General features: G+C 67.9%; 23 protein-coding genes. 17 read left to right on the top strand and 6 right to left on the bottom strand.

The features are described 5' to 3' along the window. Nucleotides 1-102: 102 nt before the first annotated feature. The 5 genes from GC106_RS04865 to GC106_RS04845 all read left to right on the top strand — a co-directional run bounded on the left by GC106_RS04865 (nt 103) and on the right by GC106_RS04845 (nt 5,191). Complete coding sequence (locus GC106_RS04865) at nt 103-1,089, top strand: Bug family tripartite tricarboxylate transporter substrate binding protein (protein ID WP_173124870.1); 987 nt, start codon at nt 103-105, stop codon at nt 1,087-1,089. Further along, the gene (locus GC106_RS04860) at nt 1,086-1,598 is read left to right on the top strand and encodes a tripartite tricarboxylate transporter TctB family protein (RefSeq protein ID WP_173124868.1); all 513 of its coding nucleotides are present in this window, start codon (nt 1,086-1,088) and stop codon (nt 1,596-1,598) included. Before GC106_RS04865 ends, GC106_RS04860 begins: the two co-directional genes overlap by 4 nt. Beyond that, nucleotides 1,598-3,103, top strand: coding sequence for a tripartite tricarboxylate transporter permease (locus tag GC106_RS04855; RefSeq protein WP_173124866.1), 1,506 nt, complete (start codon nt 1,598-1,600; stop codon nt 3,101-3,103). Before GC106_RS04860 ends, GC106_RS04855 begins: the two co-directional genes overlap by 1 nt. Before the next feature lie 17 nt (nt 3,104-3,120). Further along, nucleotides 3,121-3,990 carry a Vgb family protein gene (locus tag GC106_RS04850; protein ID WP_173124864.1) on the top strand — a complete coding sequence of 290 codons (870 nt, stop codon included), beginning with the start codon at nt 3,121-3,123 and terminating at the stop codon, nt 3,988-3,990. Between the two features lie 100 nt (nt 3,991-4,090). Beyond that, complete coding sequence (locus tag GC106_RS04845; RefSeq protein WP_173124862.1) at nt 4,091-5,191, top strand: serine hydrolase domain-containing protein; 1,101 nt, start codon at nt 4,091-4,093, stop codon at nt 5,189-5,191. Here the strand turns inward: GC106_RS04845 and GC106_RS04840 are convergent. Both GC106_RS04840 and GC106_RS04835 read right to left on the bottom strand, forming a co-directional pair. Next, on the bottom strand, nt 5,188-5,361 hold the full coding sequence (locus GC106_RS04840; protein ID WP_173124860.1) for a DUF397 domain-containing protein: 174 nt from the start codon (nt 5,359-5,361) through the stop codon (nt 5,188-5,190). The two genes, GC106_RS04845 and GC106_RS04840, sit on opposite strands and share 4 nt — an antisense overlap. An 8-nt stretch (nt 5,362-5,369) precedes the next feature. Further along, nucleotides 5,370-6,206 carry a helix-turn-helix domain-containing protein gene (locus GC106_RS04835; protein ID WP_173124858.1) on the bottom strand — a complete coding sequence of 279 codons (837 nt, stop codon included), beginning with the start codon at nt 6,204-6,206 and terminating at the stop codon, nt 5,370-5,372. 118 nt (nt 6,207-6,324) lie between these two features. Here GC106_RS04835 and GC106_RS04830 point away from each other — a divergent pair, with 118 nt between their 5' ends. Further along, a complete protein-coding gene (locus GC106_RS04830) occupies nt 6,325-6,570 on the top strand; it encodes a hypothetical protein (protein WP_173124856.1) in 246 nt (81 codons plus the stop codon). Then, nucleotides 6,563-6,808 (top strand): hypothetical protein, encoded by a 246-nt coding sequence (locus tag GC106_RS04825; RefSeq protein WP_173124854.1) that lies wholly within the window; start codon nt 6,563-6,565, stop codon nt 6,806-6,808. Before GC106_RS04830 ends, GC106_RS04825 begins: the two co-directional genes overlap by 8 nt. Nucleotides 6,809-6,828: 20 nt before the next feature. On the opposite strand, the gene GC106_RS04820 is transcribed toward GC106_RS04825, so the two are convergent. The 3 genes from GC106_RS04820 to GC106_RS04810 all read right to left on the bottom strand — a co-directional run bounded on the left by GC106_RS04820 (nt 6,829) and on the right by GC106_RS04810 (nt 10,652). Then, nucleotides 6,829-8,052 (bottom strand): HNH endonuclease signature motif containing protein, encoded by a 1,224-nt coding sequence (locus tag GC106_RS04820; protein ID WP_173124852.1) that lies wholly within the window; start codon nt 8,050-8,052, stop codon nt 6,829-6,831. A gap of 115 nt (nt 8,053-8,167) precedes the next feature. After that, the gene (locus GC106_RS04815) at nt 8,168-9,658 is read right to left on the bottom strand and encodes a CoA-acylating methylmalonate-semialdehyde dehydrogenase (protein WP_173124850.1); all 1,491 of its coding nucleotides are present in this window, start codon (nt 9,656-9,658) and stop codon (nt 8,168-8,170) included. 1 nt (nt 9,659) lies between these two features. Then, the gene (locus GC106_RS04810) at nt 9,660-10,652 is read right to left on the bottom strand and encodes a LacI family DNA-binding transcriptional regulator (RefSeq protein WP_173124848.1); all 993 of its coding nucleotides are present in this window, start codon (nt 10,650-10,652) and stop codon (nt 9,660-9,662) included. 133 nt (nt 10,653-10,785) lie between these two features. Between GC106_RS04810 and GC106_RS04805 the strand changes: the two genes are divergently transcribed. From GC106_RS04805 to iolD, 9 genes are all read left to right on the top strand, one after another. Continuing rightward, nucleotides 10,786-11,793, top strand: coding sequence for a Gfo/Idh/MocA family protein (locus GC106_RS04805; protein WP_173124846.1), 1,008 nt, complete (start codon nt 10,786-10,788; stop codon nt 11,791-11,793). Nucleotides 11,794-11,849: 56 nt separating this feature from the next. Continuing rightward, nucleotides 11,850-12,650 (top strand): sugar phosphate isomerase/epimerase family protein, encoded by an 801-nt coding sequence (locus GC106_RS04800; RefSeq protein WP_173125519.1) that lies wholly within the window; start codon nt 11,850-11,852, stop codon nt 12,648-12,650. A gap of 24 nt (nt 12,651-12,674) precedes the next feature. Continuing rightward, nucleotides 12,675-13,679, top strand: coding sequence for a sugar ABC transporter substrate-binding protein (locus tag GC106_RS04795; protein WP_246364909.1), 1,005 nt, complete (start codon nt 12,675-12,677; stop codon nt 13,677-13,679). Nucleotides 13,680-14,109: 430 nt separating this feature from the next. Further along, on the top strand, nt 14,110-15,153 hold the full coding sequence (locus tag GC106_RS04790; protein ID WP_173124844.1) for an ABC transporter permease: 1,044 nt from the start codon (nt 14,110-14,112) through the stop codon (nt 15,151-15,153). Next, a complete protein-coding gene (locus GC106_RS04785) occupies nt 15,150-15,929 on the top strand; it encodes an ATP-binding cassette domain-containing protein (RefSeq protein ID WP_173124842.1) in 780 nt (259 codons plus the stop codon). Before GC106_RS04790 ends, GC106_RS04785 begins: the two co-directional genes overlap by 4 nt. Next, nucleotides 15,926-16,864: a 5-dehydro-2-deoxygluconokinase gene (gene iolC / locus GC106_RS04780; protein ID WP_173124840.1), complete on the top strand. Its 939-nt coding sequence runs from the start codon at nt 15,926-15,928 to the stop codon at nt 16,862-16,864. Before GC106_RS04785 ends, iolC begins: the two co-directional genes overlap by 4 nt. Further along, a complete protein-coding gene (locus GC106_RS04775) occupies nt 16,854-17,750 on the top strand; it encodes a Cgl0159 family (beta/alpha)8-fold protein (protein ID WP_173124838.1) in 897 nt (298 codons plus the stop codon). The genes iolC and GC106_RS04775 overlap by 11 nt, the downstream gene beginning before the upstream one ends. Then, the gene (gene iolB, locus GC106_RS04770; protein WP_173124836.1) at nt 17,747-18,637 is read left to right on the top strand and encodes a 5-deoxy-glucuronate isomerase; all 891 of its coding nucleotides are present in this window, start codon (nt 17,747-17,749) and stop codon (nt 18,635-18,637) included. Before GC106_RS04775 ends, iolB begins: the two co-directional genes overlap by 4 nt. Continuing rightward, on the top strand, nt 18,634-20,481 hold the full coding sequence (iolD, locus tag GC106_RS04765; RefSeq protein ID WP_173124834.1) for a 3D-(3,5/4)-trihydroxycyclohexane-1,2-dione acylhydrolase (decyclizing): 1,848 nt from the start codon (nt 18,634-18,636) through the stop codon (nt 20,479-20,481). The genes iolB and iolD overlap by 4 nt, the downstream gene beginning before the upstream one ends. A gap of 151 nt (nt 20,482-20,632) precedes the next feature. Here the strand turns inward: iolD and GC106_RS04760 are convergent, their stop codons facing one another. Next, a complete protein-coding gene (locus GC106_RS04760; RefSeq protein ID WP_312872430.1) occupies nt 20,633-21,049 on the bottom strand; it encodes a MarR family winged helix-turn-helix transcriptional regulator in 417 nt (138 codons plus the stop codon). Nucleotides 21,050-21,133: 84 nt separating this feature from the next. On the opposite strand from GC106_RS04760, the gene GC106_RS04755 reads away from it, so the two are divergent. Beyond that, on the top strand, nt 21,134-21,688 hold the full coding sequence (locus GC106_RS04755; RefSeq protein ID WP_312872429.1) for a flavodoxin family protein: 555 nt from the start codon (nt 21,134-21,136) through the stop codon (nt 21,686-21,688). Nucleotides 21,689-21,734: the final 46 nt, after the last annotated feature.

Below are 21,734 nucleotides of genomic sequence, written 5' to 3'. Positions count from 1 at the left end.
ACCGAAAACTTCGATACGCGCCTAAGCGCGACATCACCGTAAACCGCGTGCAACATAAGTCAACGCAGTCGGCGAAGTCACAGAGAGGTGAGGTGTCGCGACGTGCGAGCGAATACCCTGCTTGCCGTGCTCGGTGCGATCGCAGCCCTGCTGCTGATCCCACCGCTGCTGAGTTCCGGCAGTGACGACGACGTGGGCGACCAGGTGCGCGGCCTCCGGGTACTGGTGCCCAACGCGCCGGGTGGTGGTTACGACGTCACCGCGCGCAACGCCGCCAAGGCGATCGAGGAGGCGGACCTGTCCCGCCGGATCGAGGTGTTCAACCTGCCCGGTGCGGGTGGCACGGTCGGCCTCGGCCGGATGGTCAACGAGCGCGGCAACGGCAAGCTCGTGATGTCCATGGGCCTCGGTGTCGTCGGCGCGGTCTACACGAACAAGTCCCCGTCGTCGCTGGCCGACACGACACCGATCGCGAAGCTGATCGAGGAACCCGACATCGTCGTGGTCAGCAAGGACTCGCCGTACCAGGACATCGGCCAGCTGCTGCGGGCGTGGAAGGCCGATCCCGGTGCCCTGCCGGTCGGCGGCGGTTCCCGCGCGGGCGGCCCGGACCACCTGGCGCCGATGTTGATGGCCAAGGCGGCCGGGCTGGACCCGCGCCAGGTCAACTACGTGCCCTTCGACGGTGGCGGCGAGCTGCTGGCGTCCGTGCTCGGCGGCAAGATCGCCTTCGGTGTCTCGGGGATCGGCGAGTACCGCGACCAGATCCAGGCCGGTGAGCTCAGGGTGCTCGCGGTGACCAGCAAGGACCGGCTGCCCGGGGTGAACGCGCCGACGCTGACCGAGTCCGGTGTGGACGTCGTGTTCACCAACTGGCGCGGCATGGTCGCGCCGCCGGGCATCACCGAGAGCGAGCGGACCAGGCTGGTCACCCTGTTCACCAGGCTGACCTCGTCGGCGCAGTGGCAGGAAGTGCTCAAGCGCAACGGCTGGACGTCGGCGTTCCAGCCCGGTGAGGAGTTCGGCAGGTTCCTGGCCGCCGAGAACGACCGGGTCGCCTCGACGCTGAAGGAGCTGGGGCTGGTATGAGCACGTCCACAGTGGAGCGAAAGTCCTGGCTCAAGGAGTACTCCGAGCTCGGCATCAGCGTCGTGCTTGCGGCACTCGGTGTCCTTGTGCTCGTCGACGCGATCGGCCTGCCGGAGATCCCGACCGAGCGAGGGATCGGCCCGGACGTGGTCCCGATCGTGGTCGGCAGCGCGTTGATCCTGGTCGCCCTGTTGCTGGCGAGGGACGTGCTGCGCGGTGGCAAGGGGGAAGCGGAGGGCGGCGAGGACATCGACCTGAGCGCGCCCGGTGACTGGCGGACAGTGTTGTTGCTGGCCGCGGCTTTTCTGGCGAACGTCGTGCTGATCGGGCTGGTGGGTTTCCCGATCTCCGGGACCGTGTTGTTCTGGGGCGCGGCGTATGCCTTGGGCAGCCGTGATTTCGTGCGTGACCCGCTCGTCGCGGCCGGGCTCTCGCTCGTCACCTATTTCGTGTTCAACGACCTGCTCGGGGTGTCCTTGCCGGGCGGGCCGCTGATGGGAGTGCTCTGATGGGTTCCTTCGCCTCTCTGATCGACGGTTTCGGGACCGCGTTGACTCCCGTCAACCTGATGTACGCCGTGATCGGCGTACTGCTCGGCACGGCCATCGGCGTCCTGCCGGGAATCGGCGCCGCCATGGCCGTCGCCCTCTTGCTGCCCGTCACGTACGGCCTCGACCCGACCGGCGCGTTCATCATGTTCGCGGGCATCTACTACGGCAGCATGTTCGGCGGCTCGACCACGTCGATCCTGTTGAACACGCCGGGTGAGACCGCGGCGGTGGTCACGGCGATCGAGGGCAACCCGATGGCCAAGCGCGGCCGTGGCTCGCAAGCCCTTGCCGCGGCGGCGATCGGGCACTTCGTCGGCGGCGTGATCGGCACCCTGTTGTTGGTACTGCTGGCGCCCACGGTCGCGAAGCTGGCGGTCGGCATCGGCGCGCCGGACTTCTTCGCGATCATGCTGCTGGCGTTCATCTCGGTCACGTCGGTGCTCGGCAAGTCGCGGATCCGCGGCTTCGCGTCCCTGCTGATCGGCCTCGCGATCGGCCTGATCGGACTGGACGAGATGACCGGCCAGCAGCGGCTGACGTTCGGGTCGCTGCACCTGTCCGACGGCATCGACGTCGTGATCGTCGCGGTCGCGTTGTTCGCGGTCGGCGAGTCGCTCTGGGTGGCCGCGCACCTGCGGCGCATCCAGGCCGAGCCGATCCCGGTCGGCCGTCCGTGGCTGGGCCGCGAGGACGTTCGGCGGTCGTGGAAACCGTGGGCCCGCGGCCCGTTCATCGGGTTCCCGTTCGGCGCGATCCCCGCTGGTGGCGCGGAGATTCCCACGTTCCTGTCGTACGTGACCGAACGGCGGCTGTCGAAGAACAAGGACGAGTGGGGCAAGGGCGCCATCGAGGGCGTCGCCGGTCCGGAGGCCACGGCTTCGGCGTCCGCGTCCGGCACGCTGACGTCGATGCTCACCCTGGGCCTGCCGACCACGGCTGTCGCGGCCGTGATGCTGGCGGCGTTCCAGCAGTACGGCATCCAGCCGGGCCCGCTGTTGTTCGAGCGTGAGTCCGGTCTGGTGTGGGGCCTGATCGCCAGCCTGTTCATCGCACTGGTGCTGTTGCTCGTGCTCAACCTGCCGCTGGCTCCGGTGTGGGCGAAGCTGCTGCGCATCCCACGGCCGTACCTCTACGCAGGCATCCTGTTCTTCGCCAGCGTCGGTGCCTACGCGGTCAGCGGTGACGTCGTCGACCTGATCGTGCTGTTCGTCATCGGCCTGCTCGGCCTGGCGATGCGCCGGTACGGCCTGCCGGTGCTCCCGGCGGTCATCGGCGTGATCCTCGGCCCGGCCGCCGAGCAGCAGCTGCGGCGGGCGCTGCAGATCAGCGACGGGCAGGTCAGCGGCCTGGTCAACACCCCGATGTCGGTGATCGTCTACGTGGTCATCGTGGCGATCCTGGCCTGGCCGCTGATCCGCAGGCTGACCCGCCGTCCGGTGGATCGCGAGAAGATTGACGCCTAGGGCCGTATGGTCGGGGCATGATCGAGGAGTTCGAGGTGTCAGGGCCGGACGCGGGTCCCTACGGGATCACGTCCGGCCCTGACGGCGCTTTGTGGTTCACCCTGGTGCACGCCGGGAAGATCGGCCGGTTCCAGGCGGGTGAGGTCCGCGAGTTCGCGGTGGCGCCCGGCAGCGAGCCGACGGTGATCACGCTGGGCCCCGACGGCGCACTGTGGTTCACGCAGCTCAAGGGCCACAAGATCGGCCGGATCGCGGTCGACGGCGCCCTGACCGAGTTCGAACTCCCCACGGCCGACGCCCAGCCGTACGGCATCGCGTCCGGCGCCGACGGGGCGCTGTGGTTCACCGAGATCAACCTCGACCGGATCGGCCGGATCACCCCGGACGGCGAGATCACGGAGTTCCCGCTGCCGGTCGCGGGCGCGTACCCCGGCCACCTGACAGCGGGCCCGGACAACGGCCTGTGGTTCACCCTCAACCAGGCGAACGCGATCGGCCGGATCGACCTCGGCGGCGACGTGACGATCCACCCGCTGCCCACCGAGGCGGCCGCGCCGGTCGGCATCACCGACGGCGGCGACGGCGGCCTCTGGTTCGTGGAGATAGGCGCGGGCCAGGTCGGCCGGATCGCGGTGGACGGTCACGTCGACGAATTCCCCTTGCCTGACAGGGAATGCCGTCCACACGCGATCGTCGCGGCCGAGGACGGCGCGCTGTGGTTCACCGAATGGGGTGCCAACAAGATCGGCTGCATCACGCTCGCGGGCAAGATCGACGAGTACGAACTGCCGACTCCCGGCTCCGAACCCCACGGCATCACCATGGGCCCGGACGGTGCGGTGTGGACCGCGCTGGAGAACGGCAAGCTGGCCCGGATCAGCGTCTGACGCCTGCGGCGGTGCGCACCCCGGGAGGTGCGGAATTCCGCAGTCGGCTGTCCGGCCAACCCCATGGTTCGCCGGGCATGCCGTGCGTACCGTCGCGGTCATGCTCCTGAAGACGATCTTGGCCGTCGCCCTCGCCGCGGGGCCAGTAGTGTCCACACCGGACATCCCGAAAGCCGAGCTGCGCGACCAGTTGGCCGCCCTCGCCGCAGACCGTGACATCACGGCCGGACTGGTCCACGTCCAGGACGGCAGGAACCAGTGGTCGGACGCTGTCGGCGTGCGTGATCTGGCGTCGAAGACACCGGCCGTGGCCAACGGACATTTCCGGATCGGCAGCGTCACCAAGACTTTCGCGGCCACGGTGGTCCTGCAGTTGGTCGATGAGCGGAGGTTGGCCCTCGACGACCCGATCGCGCGGCACCTGCCAGGCGTCGTGCCCAACGGCGAAACCATCACCGTGCGGCACATCCTCCAGCACACCAGCGGCCTGCACGACTACATGAGCGAGCCGGGCTACTCGACCAACCGCTGGCGTGGCGACGCCCGCTTCGACGACTACAAGCCCATGCAACTGCTGGATGTGGCGTTCGCGCACGGCCCGGATTTCGAGAACCCGGGCGAGTCCTGGCGCTACTCGAACACCAACTACATCGTGGCCGGCCTGCTGATCGAGAAGCTCACCGGGCGCCCGTACGGCGAAGAGGTGGCGCGACGAATCCTGCGCCCCCTCAACCTGCGGCACACGAGCGTGCCGGGCAACCGCCCGTTCCTGCCCGTCCCCCATGCCCGCGGCTACGAACCGCTGCCCACGACTCCACCGACCATTGTGGACGCCACGGACATGGACCCGTCACTGGACTGGGCAGCCGGTGAGATGATCTCCACAACGCAGGACCTGGCCACGTTCGTCACCGCACTGCTGGACGGCCGTCTGACCAGCAAGGAGAGCCTCGCGGAGATGCGGCGGACGCGCGAAGCCGATCCGCTGTTCCGCTACGGCCTGGGACTCCAGGAGTTCGCGATCCCCTGCGCCGACGGCCCGAGGCCGGTCTGGGGCCACACCGGGCAGCTGATCGGTTACGTCACCTTGGCCGTCACTGACGGGAAAGGCAAGTCGCTGGTCCTGTCGCTCAACCCGTACGAGCGGGACCCGTCCACCACCGCCGTGGTCACCATTGCAGCGGCCGTCTTCTGCCGCTAGCGCAGGGAAAACCCGCCCTGGACGGCACGCGCCAACGCCCTTACGTCGCCGCGGATGAACCGGTCTGGGTTCTTGCTGTCCCGAACGGCACTGAGGTCAGCGCGGACCTCGACGCAGTTGCCGCCGTTCTGGCTACGGCTCGATTTTCTCCACCCAGTGGGGACCGTCATGACACGCCTCATTCCTTGAGGTTGTTGATCTCCTTTGCGATGAGCCCTTTCGAGTCCTGAGGGCTCATCGCCACTTCGTGCACCATGTCCACTGCCTCCTGGTAGGCCACGATGTCAGCTTCCTCATGGAGGAACAAAGCCGATCGACGGGTCTCCAGGTACACGACGAACGTCTCCCGAACCGACTGGATCAGGTACCACGGTCCCTCAAGCGCCGGGTGCCACCCAGCCGTGAACGGGACCACTCGCAAATCCACCTGTTCGCCTATTTCGAGCAAGTGCATCAACTGGCTGCGCAGCACCTCCCTGCCGCCGACCTGCTGTACGAGAGCCGTTTGACCGATGTAAGCCGTCACTTCGGTGTTGCGCAGTACCTCACGGCGGCCCAAGCGGATGGCGATGCGGGACTCGACCTCATCTTCGGGTACACCGCCCGCAGTCATGATTGCCCGGATATAGTCAGGTGTCTGCAACCAACCTGGCAAGAGCAACGGTGCCACCGCGATGATCGTCTTCGCATCGCGCTCGAACCGTAGCAAGGCGTCCAGATGACGGCGCTGCTCCGGCATCGCCACCGCCAGCCATGAGGAAGCGTCGGCATTTCGCGTCAACGCCACAAGATCTTCGAACCGCTCGCCCACGACTCCGAGGATTGTGAGGATCTGTGCGACATCCTCGGGGCGTGGCGTTCGCTGGCCGGTCTCCCATCGGGACAGCGTCGCCGCGGTCTTGCCGAGTCGCTCCGCGAACTTGGTGAGGTTGTCGTAGCCAGCGGCCAACCGTGCCTCACGCAACGCTGAGCCCAGAGCCAGACCTCTTGGCGTCGATGTCTTGTTACCAGCCATGCAACAAAGACTAGAGGTGCTCACCAGCTGCATTGTGTCGCCTGATCGGGCGACTTACCAGGAATGTTGCCGCTTTCGGCGCTACGGTAATTCCGGTAACAGAGGGAGGTGGGCAGGGATGGCGCACGTACTTGCCGCTGTCCTCCGGGACGCGATGATCAACCGGTTGGCCAGGCTCGGCAATGCCGACCTGGGAAACCTGTCCTCGGCAATGCGCGAGATCCTCGAACTGCACCAGCCTGACTGTCACGGCAGGTGCCGTGGCTGCAGGGGATGGCGGCGACAGCGGCGGTTTCCCTGCCGGATCTGGTTGATCGCGCACCGGCACCTCCTCGTCCCGGAAAAGGAGACCAACCATGTCTGACATCAGGGCCATCGTCGCGGCGCAGGCGCCCCGCCTGTTCGCCACCGTCGTGACGAACCAGAGCGGGGACACCACAGTCGTCGGCTGGGGCATGGAGTTCCCCGACAGCGCGTACATGATCACGGCCAACGGCCGCAACCAGTACTTCCTCGCCGAAGCCGAGAACGCGCTGATGTACGTCAGGAGCGATCCGGACGCCGCTCCCGACCTCGTCTGGGTTGACCCCGCCGCACGGTGACGCCGCACTCCGGCGCGGCCTCACCCGGCGGCTAACCGGTGCAGGTGGTTGCGTCTCGGTTTCCGTTCCGGGTCGACGTAGTCCGGTGGAGTGAACCAGGGAACGCCGTCGACCAGCTTGACTTCCCATTCACTGCGGTGGATCAGCCGGTGGTGGTGTCCACAGAGGAGCACGAGGTTGCCTAGCGCGGTCGGACCGCCTTGCAGCCACGACCGAATGTGGTGCGAATGGCAGACGCTTGCCGGCCGTTCGCACCCAGGGAAGGCGCACCCGTGATCCCGTAGCACCAAGCCCCGCCGGATGTGCGCGGGCACGACGTAAGCCGGAACCGCGACATCCAGTGGCTTTGATTCGCCACCCATCACAGCGGGAAGCACGTGACAATCGCAGGCGATCCGTCGCATTTCACCGGCGGTCAGCTGTGTCCCCGGCAGCACGCGCTCGTCCACGGCCTTCGCCAGTTCGTCCATCGAGATGGTGAACGCGACTTCGGTCTTGAGTCCGTTGTGCGTGGGCAAGTCCGGGCAGTTGGCAGCTTTCTGCAGCACGTCGGCGAAGGCGTCCCCGGCTCGTTCGGCGTACCCGCGGGTGTCGTCTGGTCCGTTTTTCTCAAAGGGCGCAAGCAGTTGGTCGAAAAGTGCGGAGGTCTCGGCGTCGAGCCGTCCTGAGAACTGCATCCGCCCGTCTCGGTACACGTGCCGCCGCAGCTCTCGCTCCGGGCGCTGGGGTTCGTCGAAGTTCGGCGGTTTCCCGTCAGGGTCGACGATGTCTCGCACCCAGCGTTCGCCGTACCGCGCGAGTGCGTTCGGATCGTCCTCGGCGGCCCGCTCGATCATCAACTCCTCAGCCAGGGCGACCTTGTCCGGTTCGAGGTGATCCAGAGTGCCGATGAACTTCCGGATCACCTCGACCTGTTCGACGCAGACCTCACCGGCGGCGAGTTTCTTGGCAGTCAACGGCATCGACGCCTCGGCAACGGCGCCGGTGGGTGTCTTCGCATCATGTAGAGCAGCCGCGTGGGCGAGTCGTTGATTGGCTTCACGCCGTGAGATGTTCTGGGTATGCACCAGAAGCGCGGTGGTGTTGCTGTAGCCGAGCTCGTACGCGGTACCCCGCGCATCCGCTTCGGCCAGAAGAGCAAGGTGTTCGGCGTAGTCCCGCCGAAGCTTGTCCTCGGAAGCGGAGATGTGCGCGACAAGCTCACGGTTGCTCAGCTGCCAGAGCGTCGATGCGATCTCCCCCATGCCTCCAGATTACGCCTGAACACTCCGAAGATCCTTGATGTGCAAGGCAATCACCCGATCGTGAACCTGATGACGAAGCGTAATCCGCCGTGCGGAAGGAAAGTGGTGGGACCGGTCAGCCGTGGGTGGGGAACCCGAGGTCGATGCCGGACTGGCGGGGCCAGCGTGACGTGATGGCCTTGGCGCGCGTGTAGAACTTCACGCCCTCGGCGCCGTGCACGTGGGTGTCGCCGAACAAGGAGTCCTTCCAGCCACCGAACGAGTAGTACGCCATCGGCACGGGAATCGGCACGTTGATCCCGATCATCCCCACGTGCACGCGACGCTGGTACTCACGCGCCGCCAGGCCGTCACCGGTGTAGATCGCCGTGCCGTTGCCGTAAGGGTTGGCGTTCACCAACTGCACCGCCGCGTCGAACGTCGGGACGCGCACGACACTCAGCACCGGGCCGAAGATCTCGTCGCGATAAATCGACATTTCTGGAGTCACGTTGTCGAACAGCGTTGGCGCGAGCCAGAAGCCGTCCTCATGACTGGCCGGAGTGAAGCCACGGCCGTCCACCACGAGCGAAGCGCCCTCGGAGACACCGGCGTCCACATAGGAGGCGACTCGGTCCCGGTGTGCACCGGTGACCAGCGGGCCCATCTGGGACACGGGGTCTGTGCCAGGACCGGTGACCAGAGTGCTTGTGCGGGCGGCAATGGCGGCGACCAACGAATCAGCGATGTCGCCAACGGCAACGACAACCGAGATGGCCATGCATCGTTCACCAGCGCTGCCATATCCTGCGGACACGGCAGCGTCGGCGGCGACATCCACGTCGGCGTCGGGCAGCACCACCATGTGGTTCTTGGCGCCACCCAAGGCCTGCACGCGCTTGCCGTTCGCGGTTCCCCGCGAGTACACGTGCTTCGCGACAGGAGTCGATCCGACAAAGGACACCCCGGCGACGTCACGGTGATCCAGCAAGGCGTTCACCGCGGTCGCGTCGCCCTGCAGGACGTTCAGCACACCGGCGGGCAGACCGGCCTCGGTGAACAACTCGGCCAGTCGGACCGCGGTCGACGGGTCGCGCTCGGAAGGCTTGAGCACGAACGCGTTCCCGGCCGCGATCGCCAGCGGGAACATCCACATCGGGACCATCGCGGGGAAGTTGAACGGCGTGATCCCCGCGACCACGCCCAACGGCTCGCGAACCGAGTACGCGTCAACGCCTCGCGAAACCTGCTCGGAGTGTTCGCCCTTGACCAGGTGCGGGATGCCGCAGGCGAACTCCACCACCTCAAGCCCGCGCTGCACCTCGCCCGCCGCGTCCGACAGGACCTTGCCGTGCTCGGACGTGATCAAAGCCGCCAGTTCGTCGCGGTGGGAGTGCACGAGCTCGCGGAAGGCGAACATGATCCGGCTGCGGGTCGACAACGACGACTCCGCCCACTCGCGGGCCGCCTTCACCGAGGAGGCCACCGCGAGGTCTACATCGGACTGTGAAGCCAGGATCACCTTACGGGCCAGCGCACCGGTGGCGGGCTCGAACACATCGCTGGTGGCCACCGAGGAACCGGTGGTGCGGGCGCCGTCGATGTAGTGGGGGACAACCGAAGTCATTTCAGCTCCTGGCCTGGGTGGTCGAGCGGACGACGAGTGAGGGGTGCAGCAGCCTTTTCACCGGCTCGGTCCGCTCGCCGCGGACCCGTTGCACCAGGGCCTCGCCGGCGAGCCTGCCGATCTCGTGGCGCGGCTGGTCGATCGTGGTCAGTGAGACGTGCCGGAGGCCGGCCAGCGACGTGTTGTCGTAACCGACGACCGACATGTCCTGGGGCACCCGCAGGCCGGCCTCTTCCAGTGCGGAGATAGCGCCGACCGCGTTGAAGTCGTTGGCCGCCACCAAGGCTGTCGGCAGCGGGCCCTGTCCGAGCAGTTGACGGACGGCTTTGGCGCCGGCGATGTCCGTGTATTCACTGGGAATCACGCGCGGTGTGAGGCCATGGCGTTGCATAGCCGCGATGTAGCCGCGGCGGCGTTGCGGTGCCTGGGAGCCGACGCCGCCGTCCAGATGGGCGATCTCGGTGTGGCCTAACGACACCAGATGGTCGACCGCCAGCCCGGATCCTGCTTCACCGTCGTCGTTCACGGTGTCCAAAGTCGACAGGCGGGACGAGCGGGCCACCAGCACCGTGGGCGCCTGGGACGCGGCCTCGGCCAGGGTGGTCGGCGGGACGACCGGGCCGAGTAACGCCAGTCCGGCCGGACGGAAGGCCAGCAGTCCGTTCACCGCACGCCTCTCCCGGGCCGGGCTGCGGCCGCCGGTGTTGATGATCAGCTCGAAGCCCTCGGCCTGCGCCACTTCGTCGATGCCGTCGACCACTTCGGCGAAGAACGCGTTGTGCAGGTCCGAGACCATCACGCCGAGCACTGTCGACGTGCGGCTGGCCAGGGAACGGGCCATCGCGTGCGGTGAGTAGCCGAGCTGTTCGGCCGCGTCGAGCACGGCCTTGCGCCGCTGCTCGCTTACCTTCGGCGAACCGTTCATGACCAGGGAGACCAGCGCGCGGGACACGCCGGCCACTCGGGCCACGTCCTCCATGGTCGGGCGGGTCAATGGGCCCTCCGGGCGTAACAAGCGCGCAACGCGGCCTTGACATGACCTGGGTCACGTTACAGCATTGGAGCGCTCCAACAAATAGAGCGCTCTAACGATGACGGGCCTTGACCTGCGGATCCATTGGAGAAGCATGCGTATCGGAGTAGCCGGTGTCGGGCGGATCGGCACGATGCACGCCGGCAACCTGGCCTCGCTCGACGCGGTCGACGAGGTCGTGCTGTTCGACCCGGTCCCCGGCCGTGCCGCCGCGGTAGCCGCCCAGACGGGCGCGAAGGCGACAGCGGTCGACGACCTGGACGCGCTGCTCCAAGCCGGTGACGGCGTGCTGATCGCGACTCCGACCCCGACCCACCCGGAGACCATCCGCCGGGCCTTGAGCGCCGGAAAGCCCGCACTGTGCGAGAAGCCGATCGCGAGCGACTACGCCGAGATGAGCGCGCTGGTCGACGACATCGAGGCGTCCGGTGTCGAGGTGCTCGTCGGGTTCCAGCGCAGGTTCGACCCGGCCGTCGCCGAGCTGCACCGCCGCATCCGTGCGGACGAGGTGGGCAAGCTCTACCTGGTCCGCTCGACCGGCAACGACGCCGAGCCGCCCGACTTCGGGTATCTGCCCGCGTCCGGCGGGATCTTCCGTGACCTGCTGATCCACGACCTCGACGCGGTGCCGTGGCTGGTCGGCGAGCCGGTCGTGGAGGTCTACGCGTCCGGGTCCGTCCTGGTCGACCAGGCCTTCGCGGACGCCGACGACGTGGACAACGCCGTCGTGATGCTCAAGTTCGCGGGTGGCGCGCATGCCGTACTCGTCGGGGGACGGCATGATCCGCTCGGTTACGACCACCGCATCGAAGTGTTGGGCAGCAAGGATTCCCTGGCGGTCGGCGTGGACTCGCGGACGCCGCTGACCTCGCTTGAGCCGGACGGCCCCAAGGCCGGCCCGGACGCGTATCCGGGCTTCCCGGAACGGTTCCACCGCGCGTACCTCAACGAGATGGCCGTGTTCGTGGACGTCGTCGCGGGCCGGACACAGAACCCGTCCCCGGCCAGGGACAGCCTGACGAGCCTGCGCCTCGCGCTGGCGTGTGACGAGTCCCGTCGCTCCGGCGTCCCGGTGAAGATCGAGCAGGAGGTGGTCGTGTGAAGCTCGCTGGAGCGCCGATCTCGTGGGGCGTCTGCGAAGTCCCAGGCTGGGGCAGGATGCTCGACCGGGCGAAGGTGCTGAGCGAGATGGCCGAACTCGGCCTGACCGCGACCGAACTGGGCCCGCCGGAGTACCTGCCGACCGATCCGGCCGACCTGCGTGCGCTGCTGACCACGTACAACCTGACACTGGTCGGCGGGTTCCTCGCGGTACCGCTGCACGACGAATCGAGCGTGGCGGAGGCGGAACGGACCGCGAAGCTGCTGGCATCGTGTGGCGCCGACGTCCTCGTGCTGGCCGCGGCGACGGGCCTCGACGGTTACGACGACCGTCCCGCGCTCACCGACGAGCAGTGGGTCACGCTGATCAGCACCGCGGCCAAGATCCGGGACATCGCGGCGGAACACGGCCTGAAGACCGTGCTGCACCCGCACGTGGGCACGCACGTGGAGACCCAAGCCGAGGTCGAACGGTTCCTCCGCGACTCCGACCTGCCGCTGTGCCTGGACACCGGGCACCTGATGATCGGCGGCACCGACCCGGTCGCGCTCGCCGAGCGGTACCCGCAACGGATCGGGCACCTGCACCTGAAAGACGTCCGGGCCGACCTCGCGGACAAGGTCCGCGCGGGCGAACTCGGCTACGCCGAAGCGGTCGGGCAGGGCATGTACGTGCCGCTCGGTCAGGGGGACGTGGACATCGAAGCGGTCGTTGGCTTCGTCCGCCAAGCGGGTTACGACGGGTGGTACGTCCTGGAACAGGACACCGCCCTCAGCGAGCAGAGCTCAGTCGACACGCCGAAACTGGACACCGCGAGCAGCCTGCGCCACCTCAACCAGATAATCGGCGGTCCTTAGCAAGCCGCTCAGCGAGGAGAGACGATGACGTCCGATCGCTTCGTCAAGTTCAAGTTCGCGGCCATGGCGGCCGCCGGAGCGTTGGTCCTGGCCGCGTGCAGCGGCCCGCAAGGCGACCAGCCGGCCAACAACGCAGGTGGCGGCGCCGCGCCCACCCCGGGTGGCGGCGGCAGCAGCCTGCGGGTCGCCGTCGTCACCCACGGCAGCGCGGGTGACGCCTTCTGGAACGTGGTGAAGAACGGTGCCGAGGCCGCAGGCAGGCAACTCGGCGCGCAGGTGGACTACAAGTCCGACGGCGACCCCGGCGCCCAGGCCAAGCTGATCGACAACGCGATCGCGCAGAAGGTCGACGGCCTGGTGGTGTCGATGGCCAACCCGGACGCGCTGCGGACCTCGATCGAGAACGCGGTCAAGGCAGGCATCCCGGTGGTCACGATCAACTCCGGCGAGGCCAGGAGCGCCGAGTTCGGCGCGATCACGCACGTCGGCCAGAGCGAGACGATCGCCGGTGAGGGCGCGGGCAAGCGCCTGAAGGACGCGGGCAAGACCAAGATGCTCTGCGTGATCCACGAGGCCGGCAACATCGGCCAGAACCAGCGGTGTGACGGCGCCAAGAGCGCGTTCGGCAACGTCACCACGCTCCAGGTGGACATCAACAACCCGACCGACGCGCAGTCCCGGATCAAGGGCGCGGTGCAGGCCGACCCGTCGGTCGACGCCGTGCTGGCGCTGAACTCGCAGGTCGCGGCCGGTGCCGTGACGGCGATCAAGGGCGCGGGCTCGAAGGCCCAGGTGGCCACGTTCGACCTGAACACCGACGTGGTCAACGCGATCGAGTCCGGCGACGTGCTCTTCGCGGTCGACCAGCAGCAGTACGAGCAGGGCTACCTGCCGATCGTGTTCCTGAAGCTGTACAAGGAGAACGCCAACACCGTCGGCGGCGGCCGCCCGGTGCTGACCGGCCCCGGCTTCGTCGACAAGTCCAACGTGGACACGATCGCGCCCTTCACCGAGAAGGGCACACGGTGACAGCAGCTATGCGGGCACTGCCAGATCCACCCCGGCACTTCCCCCAGCAAATTTCTCAGCAAACGCCCCAGTACATCCCCCACCACTCCCCGGGGGGACTGCCCTGCTCCAGTTTACCGGGAGTATGGCCGAGTCAAAGGGGTTACTCGGCGGTTGTGGACAACTGGATTTGTGAACGGACCGTTGGCTCGGCGAGGGCGATTGGTTCCGCGAGGGCGGCTGGCTCGGCCGCGGTGGCTGGGTCCGTGAGGGTGGCTGGCCCGGCGACGATGGCTGGCTGGGTGATGTCGGCTGGCCCGGCGAGGGAGGGTGGCTTCGCTGGAGCGGCTGGCTCGGTGACGTCGGTGGGCCGCCCGGCCGCAGGCACCTTCGGCGTCCAGTGCCCGGCGACCTTCCTGGGTCCGGCTCCTGGGAACCGGGTCGGTGGCCGATGAGTGTCGCGGTGCCGAGCCAGCCCGACGAAAGGCTGGTCAAACCCCGGCTGTGGGACCGTCTCGTGGTCAGGCCCGAAATCGGCGCCCTGCTCGGGGCGCTGCTGGTGTTCGTGTTCTTCTCGGTGGTCACCGGCGAGTTCCTCAGCCCGCTCGGCGTGGCGAACTGGCTGGACGACGCCTCCACGCTGGGCATCATGGCGGTCGCCGTGGCGCTGCTGATGATCGGTGGCGAGTTCGACCTGTCCGCCGGGGTGATGACCGCGTCGACCGCCCTGGTCACCGCGATCTTCGCGACCCAGGTCGGGCTGAACGTGTGGTTCGCGCTGATCCTGTCGTTGGTCTTCGCCCTGGCCGTCGGCGCGCTCAACGGCTGGCTGGTGATGCGGACCGGGCTGCCGAGCTTCATCGTGACGCTGGGTACTTTCCTTGCCCTGCAAGGGTTGAACCTTGGTGTCACGCGGCTGGTCACCGGAACCGTGCAGGTTTCCGGGATGCGGTCGACCGACGGGTACGAGTCGGCGGGCATGTTGTTCGCGTCCACCGTCAACATCGGCGGCACGGACTTCCAGGTCTCGATCCTGTGGTGGATCGTGTTCGCGGCGGTCGCCGCGTGGGTCCTGGTCCGCACGAGGTTCGGCAACTGGACGTTCGCGGTCGGCGGCTCGTCGCTCAGCTCCCGTGCTGTCGGTGTGCCGGTGGTGCGCACGAAGATCATGTTGTTCATGACGACCGCGTTCGCCGCGTGGATCGTCGGGTCGATCAACATCCTGCGCAACGCCAGTGTGCAGGCCAACCAGGGGATCGGCCTGGAGTTCCAGTACATCATCGCCGCGGTGATCGGCGGCTGCCTGCTGACCGGCGGCTTCGGGTCCGCGGTGGGCGCGGCGATCGGCGCGCTGATCTTCGGCATGGCCCGGCAGGGAATCGTGTACGCGCAGTGGAACAGCGACTGGTTCATGCTGTTCCTCGGCATCATGCTGCTGGCCGCGGTGCTGGTGAACAACACCTTCCGGCGCCGGGCGGAGAGGGTGCGTCGATGAGTCCACTCATTGAGGTGCGTGACGTCGGCAAGACGTACGGCAGCGTCGTCGCGCTGGCCGACGTGTCCACTGTGGTCAATGCCGGTGAGGTCACGTGTGTCCTCGGTGACAACGGTGCGGGCAAGTCCACGCTGATCAAGATCCTGGCCGGCGTGCATCAGCACGACCGGGGCCGGTTCCTGGTCGAGGGCGAGGAGGTCCGGTTTTCCTCGCCGCGTGAGTCCCTGGACCGCGGCATCGCGACGGTGTACCAGGACCTGGCGGTCGTTCCGCTGATGAGCGTGTGGCGGAACTTCCACCTGGGGTCCGAGCCGACGGTCGGGTGGGGCCCGTTCCGGCGGCTGGACCGCGCGAAGGGCCGGGACACCACGAAGGCCGCGTTGGCCGAGATGGGCATCGACCTGCGTGACGTCGAACAGCCGGTGGGCACGTTGTCCGGCGGTGAACGGCAGTGCGTGGCCATCGCCCGTGCCGTCCACTTCGGAGCGAAGGTGCTCATCCTGGACGAGCCGACCGCCGCGCTGGGCGTGAAGCAGGCCGGTGTCGTGCTGCGGTACGTCGCCCAGGCCCGGGACCGCGGGCTTGGGGTCGTGCTGATCACGCACAACCCGCACCACGCCTATCCGGTGGGCGACAGGTTCTTGTTGCTCAAACGCGGCCGGAGCCTGGGGTCGTTCGACAAGGGCGACATCACCATCGAGGAGCTCACCCGGCAGATGGCGGGCGGAGCGGAACTAGAGGCCCTGGAGCACGAACTCAGGGCGGTGGAGAAATGACCCTGGAGGCGCTGACGGTCGGCAGGGTCGGGGTGGACCTCTATCCCGAGCAGAGCGGGGTTCCGTTGGCCAAGGTGCGGACCTTCGCCAAGTCGCTCGGCGGCACCGCGACCAACGTCGCGGTCGCCGCCGCGCGGCTCGGCCGCGGGACCGCGGTGCTGACCAAGGTCGGGCCGGACGGGTTCGGTGACTACGTCCGGGACGCGTTGGCGGAGTTCGGAGTTTCGCCGTCGTACGTGGGTACGTCGCCGGACCTGTTGACGCCGGTGGTGTTCTGCGCGCTGGATCCGCCCGAGGACCCGCCGCTGCTGTTCTACCGGTTGCCCACCGCGCCCGACCTCACCTTGGCCGCCGAGGACGTTCCGTGGGACGTCGTGCGCGAGGTCCCTGTGCTGTGGGTGACCGGGACGGGCGTGAGCACCGAACCGGCGCGCGGCACCCAGCGCGAGATCCTGGCGGCGAGGGGGCGCCGGGATCACACCGTGCTGGACATGGACTACCGGCCGATGTTCTGGTCCGATGTGGACAGTGCACGGGAACACATCTCGTGGATGCTGGACCACGTCACGGTCGCCGTCGGCAACCGGACCGAGGCCGAGGTCGCGGTGGGCACGGCCGATCCGGACGAGGCCGCGCGCCGCGTCCTGGACCGCGGTGTCTCGCTCGTGATGATCAAGAAGGGCGCGGACGGGGTGCTGGTGGCGACCGCGGACGGGTCGTGGACCGTGCCGCCGCATCCGATCGACGTCGTGTGCGGCCTCGGCGCCGGTGACGCGTTCGGCGGTGCTCTCATCCACGGCCTGCTGGAAGGCTGGGAGCCGGTGAAGATCGCCGAGTACGCCAACGTCGCGGGCGCCATCGTGGCAGGTCGGCTGGCCTGTGCCGACGCGATGCCGGAACGGGACGAGATCGAGGAGCGCCTGGGTGATCAGTGACAAGCAGTGGGCCGAGCTCCTGCACACGCGTGCGACTGATCCACAGGCTGTGCATAAGCTGTATACAACTCGTGCGCGGCGCGCATCCCTCTTGACGGACCAGGGCACGATCTTCCTGGTCGCGGCCGACCACACGGCCCGTGGCGCGATGGGCGTGCCCGGCGATCCGAACGCCATGGTCAACCGCCGCTCACTGCTGGAACGCCTGCTCATCGCCCTGGAGAACCCCGCGGTCGACGGCGTGCTGGGCACCCCGGACATCGTCGAGGAGCTGCTGCTGCTCGGCGCGTTGCAGGACAAGATCGTCATCGGCTCGATGAACCGCGGCGGCCTGGCCGGGGCCGACTGGGAGGTCGACGACCGGTTCACCGCGTACAGCGCGTCCGCCATCGCCGACCTGGGCCTGGACGGCGGCAAGATGCTGCTGCGGATCGTGGACGACGACGCCGGGACCGTCCCGACCTTGCAGGCCTGCGCGGACGCGGTCACCTCGTTGGCCGCCCGGGGCGTCATGGCCATGGTCGAGCCGCTGCCGTACCGGCGGGTGGACGGAAAGCTCCAGCTGCTCAAGGACGGCCCGTCGCTCGCCAGGGCCACGACTGTGGCGTCCTCGCTGGGCGAGACCTCGGCGTACACGTGGCTCAAGCTGCCCGCGCCAGAGGACCCGGACTTCGTGCTGGATGCCACGACCTTGCCGACCGTGGTGCTCGGTGGCGTGCCCGGCCCCAGTGTCGAGCAGGACATCGCTTCCTGGGGAAGGTCGTTGCGGCACCCGGTGGTTCGTGGTCTGGTCGTGGGCCGTGCGTTGCTCTACCCGCCTGACGGGGATGTCGCCGGTGCCGTCGAAGCCGCTGCCAAAGTCCTGCACGAAGGAGTTCGCGCATGAGCCTGCACCGTCCACACGGGACGCTTTCGGACGGCACGGACACGATCCGGTTGACGCCGCGGGACGCGGGCTGGACCTACACCGGGCTGCGGGTGCTCACGATTCCCCGTGGCGCCACCAGGACCGTCTCCACCGGCGAGTTCGAGGCCTTTGTCCTGCCGCTCGCCGGAAGCCTCACGGTCGAGGTGGACGAAGAGAGGTTCGAACTGCGGGGCCGGGAAACGGTCTTCACCAGGGTCACGGACTTCGCCTACGTGCCAAGGGACGCCAACGTCACTCTGTCGACAAAGGACGGTGCGGAGGTCGCGCTGCCCATGGCCCGCTGCACGAAGCGCCTGACGCCGAAGTACGGCCCGGCGGAGGAAGTCCCGGTCGAGGTCCGCGGTTCGGGCAACGCGACCAGGCAGGTCACGAACTTCGGGGTGCCCGGGGTCTGGGACCACGCCGACAAGCTCAGCGCGTGCGAGCTGATCACCCCGGACGGCAACTGGTCGTCGTACCCGCCGCACAAGCACGACGAGGCCAGTGAGTGCGAAGTGATCAACGAGGAGATCTACTACTTCCGGATCGCCGGCCAGGACGGGATCACGCCCTCACGGGCAGGCTTCGGCTTCCACAAAACCTACACCGCGGACGGCTCGATCGACGAGGACGTGACCGTCCGCGACGGCGACGTTTTCCTTATCCCGCGCGGATATCACGGTCCTTGTGTCGCCGCGCCGGGTTACCCCATGTACTACCTCAACGTGCTCGCCGGGCCCGCTGACGACCGGTCGATGGCCTTCTGTGACGACCCCGCCCACACGTGGGTCCGGCAATCCTGGGAGAAGCAGGCCGGCGACCCGCGCTGCCCGGTGACCTCTGCCGAAGGGAGGGTTCAGTCATGAGGTTGACCACCGCCCAGGCGCTGGTCCGTTGGCTTGTGGCACAACGGACCGAGCTGCTCGACGGCACCGAGGCCCCGTTGTTCCCGGCGGTCTACGCGATCTTCGGGCACGGCAACGTGCTCAGCATCGGTGCCGCGCTTGAGGAATACCGTGACCGGATTCCGGTGTGGCGTGGGCACACCGAGCAGGGCATGGCGCTCGCGGCCGTCGGCTACGCCAAAGCCACGCACCGGCGCCAGGTCGGCGTGGCCACGTCGTCGATCGGGCCCGGCGCCTTGAACATGGTCACGGCCGCCGGTGTCGCGAACGCCAACCGGCTGCCCTTGCTTCTGCTGCCAGGCGACACGTTCGTCAACCGCGCGCCTGACCCTGTGCTGCAACAGATCGAGCCGTTCGGTGACGCCACGGTCAGCGTGAACGACGCTTTCCGGCCGGTCAGCCGTTACTTCGACCGGATCACCCGGCCCGAGCAGCTGATCGCGACCCTGCCCCAGGTGGCGCGGGTGCTCACGGACCCCGGTGAGTGCGGTCCGGTGACGTTGGCGCTGCCGCAGGACGTCCAGGCTGAGGCGTTCGACTTCCCCGAGTCGTTGTTCGAGCCGGTCGAGCACCACGTGCTGCGTCCGCGCCCGGACCGGCGGTCGGTCGGCCGGGCCGCCGAGGTGATCCGTGCCGGCGAGCGGCCGTTGCTCGTGCTGGGCGGTGGCGTGCGGTACTCGGGTGCCGGGCAGACCGCGATCGAGTTCGCCGAGCGGCACAACGTGCCCGTCGTCGAGACGACCGCGGGCCGGACGCTCGTGCCGCACTCGCACCCGTTGCACGCGGGCCCGTTGGGTATCACGGGCTCAGCCTCGGCGAACGCGTTGGCGGCCGAAGCGGACGTGGTGATCGCCGTGGGCACGCGCCTGCAGGACTTCACGACGGCTTCGTGGTCGGTGTTCTCGCCGGACGTCAAGCTGGTGACGATCAACGCCGCCCGCTTCGACGCCGTGAAGCACGGCGCCGTCGCCGTGGTCGCCGACGCCCGCGAAGGGCTCGAGGAACTCCCGCTGATCGACTGGTACGCGCCGGAGGCGTGGTCCTCCCGGGCCTCGGCGGAGTTGGCGAAGTGGGACGAGCACATCTCGGGCCTGCGGTCGGCCGGCGGCTCGCTGCCGACGTACGCCGAGGTGGTCGGGGTCGTGAACGATCTTTCCGGCCCGGAGGACTACGTGATGACCGCGTCCGGCGGCCTGCCGGGCGAGCTGATCGGCGGCTGGCGGGCGACCGGCGAGTCGACCATGGACGTCGAATATGGCTTCTCGTGCATGGGTTACGAGATCGCGGGTGCTTGGGGCGCGACGATGGCCCGGCCTCAGGGTGTGGTCACGACGCTGCTCGGCGACGGCTCGTACCTGATGCTCAACTCGGAGCTGTTCTCGGCGGCGTTCGCCGGGCACGGGTTCGTCGCGGTCGTGTGCGACAACGACGGCTATGCCGTCATTGACCGTCTTCAGCGCGGCCAAGGTGGTGCCGGGTTCAACAACATGTACCCGGACGTCCGCAGCCGCCTGCCCGAGCCACCTCGTGTGGACTTCGCCACACACGCCGCCGGTCTCGGCTGTGCCGTGCTCGTGGCGGATTCTGTCGCTGATCTTCGTGCGGCTTACCCGAAAGCCCGGGAACACGCGCGGTCCGGCGTTCCGGCGGTCGTGGTGATCAAAACGCACCCGAGCTCGTGGACCGAGGCCGGCGCCTGGTGGGAGATCGGTGTGCCGCAGGTCTCCCATCGTCCGGAGATCGACGCCGCGCGCGACGAACTGGACGAGGCGAAAGCCAGGCAGCTCAGGTATCTCCACCCCTGACCGCCGTGTCCACCTTTGCAGCACCCCGTGTCCACCACTCCGGCACCATGAAACGCACGTTCCAGCACCCCGAAATTCCCTTCGCGCGGTCGGGTGGGGAATTTCGGGGTGCCGGAATGGTGGACACGCCGTGCCGGAATGGTGGACACGGCTAGAGCGTTCGGAAAGCCGTCACCGTGTCCTTCAGCTGCGGGTCGGCTTCCGCCTTTTCCAGGGCGGCTTTCAGCGTTTCCCGATACGTCGGGGCGGCCTCGGCGAGGGTTTTCCGGCCTTCGTCGGTCAGCATGGTGTAAATGCCGCGCCGGTCGTCCTCGCAAATGTCGCGTTCGCTCAGCCCGGCCGATTCCATCCGGGCGACGAGGCGGCTGACCGAGCTCTGGTTGAGCTCCAGCGCCTCGGCCAGTTCCTGGATGCGCATCGAGTCGTTCTTTCCAGTCGCCCTCGAGAGATGATCGAGCGCCCGGTACTCCGACAGCCCCAGGCCGTGCCGGCGTTGCAGCGCCTTGCCGAGTTCACCCTCGATGCGTGCGTGGAGCGCCACCACGCGGCCCCAGGCCTCCGTGCTCACTTGACGAATTCTACATGCAGTGACAGCCTCTGTATGTACATGCATGTATCTCGACCACTGTCACCACGACCTGGGAGCGTTGAAGTGCAGAAGTTCCTGTTCCTGCTGGCCAGCTCGCGTCAGCCGGGCAACACCGAGGCGCTGGCCCGCAAGGCCGCCGAGTACCTGCCGCGGGACGTCGAGCAGCGCTGGCTGTGGCTGGAGGACCTGCCGCTCGACCCGTTCCGCGACACCCGGCAGTCGAGCCGGATCCACCCGGAGCCCGAGGGCAACGAACGACTCCTGCTGGACGCCACGATCGAGGCGACCGACATCGTCATCGCGTCGCCGCTGTACTGGTACAGCGTGTCGGCCACAGCCAAGCGCTACCTCGACTACTGGAGCGGGTGGTTGCACCTGCCGGACGTGCCGTTCAAGACCCTCATGCGCGAGAAGACCCTGTGGGGCGTCTCGACCGCCGAGGAGCGCGACAAGTCCGACTCGTTGGTCGGCACGCTGTACAAGTCAGCGGAGTACCTGAAAATGCGGTGGGGTGGCGTACTGCTCGGCCACGGTCACCATCCAGGTGAAGTGCTGGAGGATGCCTCCGCGATGGCAGCCGCGGAGAGCTTCTTCCAGAGTGTCTACGCCACCAAGTAGCTCGGACCGGTATCCGTCACACAGACACCAGGGCAGGCCACATGGA

It is taken from the genome of Kibdelosporangium persicum (genome assembly GCF_013280595.1).
In the GTDB taxonomy this organism is placed as follows: domain Bacteria; phylum Actinomycetota; class Actinomycetes; order Mycobacteriales; family Pseudonocardiaceae; genus Kibdelosporangium; species Kibdelosporangium persicum.
The sequence above is the reverse complement of the archived record's forward strand: the minus strand, read 5'-3'. Positions and strand labels throughout refer to the sequence as shown.

Coding starts and splice junctions, on each gene's coding strand:
- GC106_RS04860 (WP_173124868.1), top strand. CDS start 1,086: ATGAGCACGTCCACAGTGGAGCGAAAGTCCTGGCTCAAGGAGTACTCC.
- GC106_RS04855 (WP_173124866.1), top strand. CDS start 1,598: ATGGGTTCCTTCGCCTCTCTGATCGACGGTTTCGGGACCGCGTTGACT.
- GC106_RS04850 (WP_173124864.1), top strand. CDS start 3,121: ATGATCGAGGAGTTCGAGGTGTCAGGGCCGGACGCGGGTCCCTACGGG.
- GC106_RS04845 (WP_173124862.1), top strand. CDS start 4,091: ATGCTCCTGAAGACGATCTTGGCCGTCGCCCTCGCCGCGGGGCCAGTA.
- GC106_RS04840 (WP_173124860.1), bottom strand. CDS start 5,361: ATGACGGTCCCCACTGGGTGGAGAAAATCGAGCCGTAGCCAGAACGGC.
- GC106_RS04835 (WP_173124858.1), bottom strand. CDS start 6,206: ATGGCTGGTAACAAGACATCGACGCCAAGAGGTCTGGCTCTGGGCTCA.
- GC106_RS04830 (WP_173124856.1), top strand. CDS start 6,325: ATGGCGCACGTACTTGCCGCTGTCCTCCGGGACGCGATGATCAACCGG.
- GC106_RS04825 (WP_173124854.1), top strand. CDS start 6,563: ATGTCTGACATCAGGGCCATCGTCGCGGCGCAGGCGCCCCGCCTGTTC.
- GC106_RS04820 (WP_173124852.1), bottom strand. CDS start 8,052: ATGGGGGAGATCGCATCGACGCTCTGGCAGCTGAGCAACCGTGAGCTT.
- GC106_RS04815 (WP_173124850.1), bottom strand. CDS start 9,658: ATGACTTCGGTTGTCCCCCACTACATCGACGGCGCCCGCACCACCGGT.
- GC106_RS04805 (WP_173124846.1), top strand. CDS start 10,786: ATGCGTATCGGAGTAGCCGGTGTCGGGCGGATCGGCACGATGCACGCC.
- GC106_RS04800 (WP_173125519.1), top strand. CDS start 11,850: ATGCTCGACCGGGCGAAGGTGCTGAGCGAGATGGCCGAACTCGGCCTG.
- GC106_RS04795 (WP_246364909.1), top strand. CDS start 12,675: ATGACGTCCGATCGCTTCGTCAAGTTCAAGTTCGCGGCCATGGCGGCC.
- GC106_RS04790 (WP_173124844.1), top strand. CDS start 14,110: ATGAGTGTCGCGGTGCCGAGCCAGCCCGACGAAAGGCTGGTCAAACCC.
- GC106_RS04785 (WP_173124842.1), top strand. CDS start 15,150: ATGAGTCCACTCATTGAGGTGCGTGACGTCGGCAAGACGTACGGCAGC.
- iolC (WP_173124840.1), top strand. CDS start 15,926: ATGACCCTGGAGGCGCTGACGGTCGGCAGGGTCGGGGTGGACCTCTAT.
- iolB (WP_173124836.1), top strand. CDS start 17,747: ATGAGCCTGCACCGTCCACACGGGACGCTTTCGGACGGCACGGACACG.
- iolD (WP_173124834.1), top strand. CDS start 18,634: ATGAGGTTGACCACCGCCCAGGCGCTGGTCCGTTGGCTTGTGGCACAA.